Annotated in this window: 8 protein-coding genes; 3 read left to right on the top strand and 5 right to left on the bottom strand. The window is 59.8% G+C overall.

Translation table 11 applies throughout. The features are described from left to right. The coding region (locus tag D6877_RS08530; protein ID WP_178083653.1) for a malate:quinone oxidoreductase at positions 1–743 on the top strand (743 nt) is incomplete at its 5' end. Between the two features lie 150 nt (positions 744–893). Here D6877_RS08530 and D6877_RS08525 read toward each other — a convergent pair. From D6877_RS08525 to D6877_RS08510, 4 genes are all read right to left on the bottom strand, one after another. Then, positions 894–1181: a PA4642 family protein gene (locus D6877_RS08525; RefSeq protein WP_130910480.1), complete on the bottom strand. Its 288-nt coding sequence runs from the start codon at positions 1179–1181 to the stop codon at positions 894–896. A 63-nt stretch (positions 1182–1244) separates the two neighbouring features. After that, positions 1245–1724, bottom strand: coding sequence for a hypothetical protein (locus D6877_RS08520; RefSeq protein WP_130910479.1), 480 nt, complete (start codon positions 1722–1724; stop codon positions 1245–1247). A 63-nt stretch (positions 1725–1787) separates the two neighbouring features. Beyond that, positions 1788–2261 (bottom strand): WbuC family cupin fold metalloprotein, encoded by a 474-nt coding sequence (locus tag D6877_RS08515; protein ID WP_130910478.1) that lies wholly within the window; start codon positions 2259–2261, stop codon positions 1788–1790. A gap of 4 nt (positions 2262–2265) precedes the next feature. After that, on the bottom strand, positions 2266–2823 hold the full coding sequence (locus tag D6877_RS08510) for a hypoxanthine-guanine phosphoribosyltransferase (protein WP_016773231.1): 558 nt from the start codon (positions 2821–2823) through the stop codon (positions 2266–2268). A 165-nt stretch (positions 2824–2988) separates the two neighbouring features. Here D6877_RS08510 and upp point away from each other — a divergent pair, with 165 nt between their 5' ends. Continuing rightward, entirely contained in the window at positions 2989–3627 is a 639-nt protein-coding gene (gene upp, locus D6877_RS08505; protein ID WP_090286199.1) for a uracil phosphoribosyltransferase, read from the top strand. A 2-nt stretch (positions 3628–3629) separates the two neighbouring features. Continuing rightward, a complete protein-coding gene (locus D6877_RS08500; RefSeq protein ID WP_130910477.1) occupies positions 3630–4904 on the top strand; it encodes a uracil-xanthine permease family protein in 1275 nt (424 codons plus the stop codon). A gap of 104 nt (positions 4905–5008) precedes the next feature. Here the strand turns inward: D6877_RS08500 and D6877_RS08495 are convergent. Further along, positions 5009–5151 (bottom strand): ferrochelatase (locus tag D6877_RS08495; protein WP_178083652.1); only part of this gene is annotated, 143 nt, incomplete at its 5' end.

The raw sequence follows: 5151 nt of genomic DNA, 5'->3' as shown, positions 1-5151 counted from the left end.
AAGAAAGCAAAGGCTTCGGCGGCTTCCCGATCAGTGGCCAGTGGCTGCGTTGCGATAACCCGGAAGTAGTCAAGCACCACCAGGCCAAGGTCTATAGCCAGGCGGCCGTGGGTTCGCCACCGATGTCGGTGCCGCACCTCGATACCCGCGTAGTCGATGGCAAGAAATCCCTTCTGTTCGGGCCGTACGCCGGTTTCACCACCAAGTTCCTCAAGCACGGCTCCTTCATGGACCTGCCGATGTCGGTGCGCGCCGGCAACATCGGGCCGATGCTGGCGGTGGCGAAAAACAACATGGACCTGACCAAGTACCTCGTCAGCGAAGTGATGCAATCGATGGAACAGCGCCTGGAATCGCTGCGGCGTTTCTACCCGCAGGCGAAAGCCGAAGACTGGCGCCTGGAAGTGGCCGGCCAACGGGTGCAGATCATCAAGAAGGACCCGAAAAAGGGCGGCATCCTGCAGTTCGGTACCGAACTGGTCGCAGCGAAGGATGGCTCCCTCGCTGCCCTGCTCGGCGCATCGCCAGGTGCGTCGGTGACCGTTTCGATCATGCTCGAGCTGATCGAAAAATGCTTCCCGGCCAAGGCGTCCGGCGAGTGGGCCACCAAACTGGCGGAAATCTTCCCGGCCCGTGAAAAGGTTCTGGAAACCGATGCTGCGCTGTATCGCAAGATCAACACGCAGAACAACATCGCCCTGGAACTGGTTGAAGAAAGCAGCGAGACACCAAGCTTCGCTTGATCTTGCGGCATGAAAAAACGCCCCAATCGGGGCGTTTTTTATGGACGCCAGAATCAAAAGATCGCAGCCTTCGGCAGCTCCTACAGGGCCAACATAAATCCCATGTAGGAGCTGCCGAAGGCTGCGATCTGTTGATCTTGTCTTTTGCCCTTAACCGCGGGACTTTTCGATCAGTTCAATGTATTCCGGGGCGTTGCGCTGATCGGCGATCAGGTCAATGAAGGTCTTGCCCTGCGCGTCCTTGCCATCCACGTCGAAACCCGCCGCAACGAAGAAGCCCAGAAAGCGCTCGAAATCATCGATGCGCAAACCACGATAGGCCTTGATCAGTTTGTGCAGCGACGGCGAAGTGGCGTCGACCGGCTCAAAATCGAGGAACAGCTTGATCTGCTCATCGCCGATCTCGTCACCAATCACTTGTTTCTTATCTTTACGCATTGCCGACTCCAGCTCGCAGACATGACACGGGGCGGGCAGTTTACCCCTGCCCGACCGCCCGGCTCAACGCGGACGAATCGCCCCGGTGTGCAAATCCGCCCAGATGTGGCCGTTGGCATAACTGAGGAACTGCACATACACCGTGTCGTTGCGCAGCAGATCCATCACCACGCGGTATTGCGCCAATGGATAGAACAGCGTCAGGGTTTTGCTTTTGTCATCGTAGGCCGGCTTTTTCAGGCTTTTGCTTTCGCCGTCAAAACTCACCAGCACCTGGCTGATCGTCGCGCCCTTGTTCAGCGACTTGCCTTTGAGGCGGATCAACAAGGATGAGGTGACCGGAATCGGCTGCTGATTGGACTGGCGCTGCGCACCGACCACCACCGAATACTCGCTGACCTGCAGCAGTTGCTGCTGCTCGGGGTCAGCATCACGCAGGGTCAGATCGTCCGGCGGCAGGAACTGGCTGTGCATCGGCGCAGCGGACAACGGCAGGCAGAGGGTCAGCAACAGGGCGGCGAGACTGCGGATCAAGAGGCGCATGACAGACTCCGGAGGGCGGGGCCAAGAACTCTAGCATGCACCTGCGCAAATCAATGCGCCGATTCAATCGAACTGCTTGCGCATCCAGGCCTGATAGTCAGCGACACCGGGCTCGCCATCACGCGGTGCCCATGGGGCGAGTTCGCCTTCACCGACCGGGCGATAGGGTCCGGCCTTGCATTCGAACATTAGGCTGTCGGCTTCCAGTACGACCAGTCCGTGAAAGACGTTCGTCGGCAGATCCACACCGACACAGTCCCCGCCGGCCTGCAGAACCTGCTTTTTCAACACGCTACCGTTTTCGTCGAAAATCAGCAGCCCCAGCCGCCCCTTGAGCACCAGCAACGTTTCAGCCTTGTTTTCACCCAGATGACGATGAGGCTGGATGTAGGTGTGCGGTTGCAGCCCCACCGCCATGCGATGACAGGCTTCTTCCATCTGATGGAAGTTGTGATGCTGGCGTCCGCGGGGATTGTGCGCGGCTTTCTCGGCCAACTCAGCGAACAGCGTTTGATCAAGAAAGCCAGGCGTACCCATCGCTTTACATTCCTTTAACCGCGTAAATCCCGTTGGCGTTGCGCCAGTAGCCCTTGTAGTCCATGCCGTAGCCGAAGATGTAGCGGTCGATGCACGGCAGGCCGACGAAATCGGCTTTCAGGTCCGGGCGCGCCTTGCGGTCGTGGTCCTTGTCGATCAGCACGGCGGTGTGCACTTTGCGTGCGCCGGCGTGTTTGCAGAAGTCGATAATCGCGCCCAGGGTATGACCTTCATCGAGAATGTCGTCGATGATCAGCACGTCGCGGTCGATAAACGAAACTTCCGGCTTGGCTTTCCAGAACAGGTCGCCGCCGCTGGTTTCGTTGCGATAACGGGTCGCGTGCAGGTAGGACGCTTCCAGCGGGAATTGCAGATGCGTCAGCAGTTTGCCGGAGAAGATCAGGCCGCCGTTCATCACGCAGAACACCACCGGATTGCTGTCAGCCAGTTGTTCGTTGATTTGTGCACCGACGCGGGCGATGGCCGCCTCGACTTCAGACTCGGTGTACAGGCAGTCAGCCTCTCGCATGATTTGACGGATATGCTCGAGATCAGCGGACATGGCGCTCTCCAGGGGGTTGGCGGAATTGGAAAAGCGGGCAAAGGTACGCATCCCGCGAGGTCGAATCAAGCTCTTATGGACTAACGTACAGAATGTCCTATAGGACATCACCCTCGGATAGATTAATCTAGGCCGGTTTTTTTGCCCGCCGCCGGAGCCTTTCCCATGCCCATCCTCGAGATCCGCCATCCGCTGATCCGTCATAAACTCGGCCTGATGCGCCGCGCAGACATCAGCACCAAGAATTTCCGCGAGCTCGCTCAGGAAGTCGGCGCCCTGTTGACCTATGAAGCTACAAAAGATCTGCCGCTCGAATCCTACGACATTGCCGGCTGGTGCGGCACCGTGTCGGTGGAGAAGATCGCCGGCAAGAAGATCACCGTCGTGCCGATCCTGCGTGCCGGCATCGGCATGCTTGAAGGCGTGCTCAGCCTGATCCCGGGCGCCAAGGTTTCTGCTGTGGGCGTTGCCCGCAACGAAGAAACCCTGCAAGCGCACACCTACCTGGAAAAACTGGTACCGGAAATCGACGAACGCCTGGCGATGATCATTGACCCGATGCTCGCCACCGGCAGTTCCATGGTTGCCACCATCGACCTGCTGAAAAAGGCCGGTTGCCGCGACATCCGCGCCATGGTCCTGGTGGCCGCGCCGGAAGGCATTGCTGCAGTGGAAAAAGCTCACCCGGACGTGACCATCTACACCGCGTCCATCGATGAACGCTTGAACGAGCACGGCTACATCATTCCTGGGCTTGGCGACGCCGGTGACAAGATCTTCGGCACCAAGCAGAAGGACGCGTAACCATGCAGCAAGAGTTCAACGATCCGCTCTGGCGCACGGTACTGTCCGGCGCGCAGATGCTGTTCGTGGCCTTCGGCGCCTTGGTGCTGATGCCGCTGATCACCGGCCTGGACCCCAACGTGGCACTGTTCACCGCGGGTCTGGGGACGATCCTGTTCCAGATCGTCACCGGACGTCAGGTGCCGGTGTTCCTGGCCTCGAGCTTCGCTTTCATCACGCCGATCATTCTCGCCAAGGGCCAGTTCGGCCTTGCCGCGACCATGGGCGGGGTGATGGCGGCCGGTTTCGTCTACACCTTCCTCGGCCTGGCTGTGAAGATCAAAGGCACCGGCTTCATTGACCGTTTGCTGCCGCCGGTGGTGATTGGTCCGGTGATCATTTCCATCGGCCTGGCCATGGCGCCGATTGCCGCGAACATGGCGATGGGCAAGGCCGGGGACGGCACCGAGCTGATTCACTATCAAACAGCGATGATGATTTCCATGCCGGCGCTGCTGACCACGCTGATCGTGGCAGTGTTCGGCAAGGGCATTTTCCGTCTGGTGCCGATCATTTCCGGGGTGCTGGTGGGCTTTGCCATGTCGTTCTATTTCGGCGTGGTCGACACCGCGAAAATTGCTGCAGCGCCGTGGTTCGCCCTGCCGCACTTCACCGCGCCGGAGTTCAACTGGCAGGCGATTCTGTTCATCGTTCCGGTGGCACTGGCCCCGGCGATCGAGCACATCGGCGGCGTGATTGCCGTGGGCAGCGTGACCGGTCGCGATTACCTGAAGAAGCCGGGCCTGCATCGCACCCTGCTCGGTGACGGCATCGCCACCACCGCCGCCGGCCTGTTCGGCGGCCCGCCCAACACCACTTACGCTGAAGTGACCGGCGCGGTGATGCTGACCAAGAACTACAACCCGAAAATCATGACCTGGGCGGCGATCTTCGCCATAACCCTGGCGTTCATCGGCAAGTTCGGCGCGCTGCTGCAGAGCATTCCGGTGCCGGTGATGGGCGGGATTCTGTGTCTGTTGTTCGGTTCGATTGCGGCGGTGGGCATGAACACCCTGATCCGCCACAAGATCGACCTGGGCGAAGCGCGCAACCTGGTGATTGTTTCGGTGACGCTGGTGTTTGGCATTGGCGGTGTGCTGGTCGGCACCGGCACCGGTCCTGATGACTTCGGTCTCAAAGGCATCGCGCTGTGCGCGGTGGTGGCGATTGTGCTGAACCTGATCCTGCCGGGCAATGATGGCTGGAAGCAAAAGAAGGCGGATGAGCCGCTGATCTAAGGCTTTCAGATCTTCATCGCCTGACAGATAGCATTCGCGAGCAGGCTCGCTCCCACAGATTGGAATGTATTTCCCCTGTGGGAGCGAGCCTGCTCGCGAAGCTTTTAAAGGGCCAGCGGCGCTCTTTCGCAGAGGGTCGCCAGCGCCTTGGCCCATTGCGGGTCGTCGTTCAGGCACGGCACCAGTACCAGTTCCTCGCCCCCCGCTTCGCGGAACTGTTCCCTACCGCGATCGCCAATCTCTTCCA

The organism is Pseudomonas sp. Sample_9, from assembly GCF_004307535.1.
Classification (GTDB): Bacteria; Pseudomonadota; Gammaproteobacteria; order Pseudomonadales; family Pseudomonadaceae; genus Aquipseudomonas; species Aquipseudomonas mercuritolerans.
This window is presented reverse-complemented; position numbering and strand designations above follow the sequence as displayed.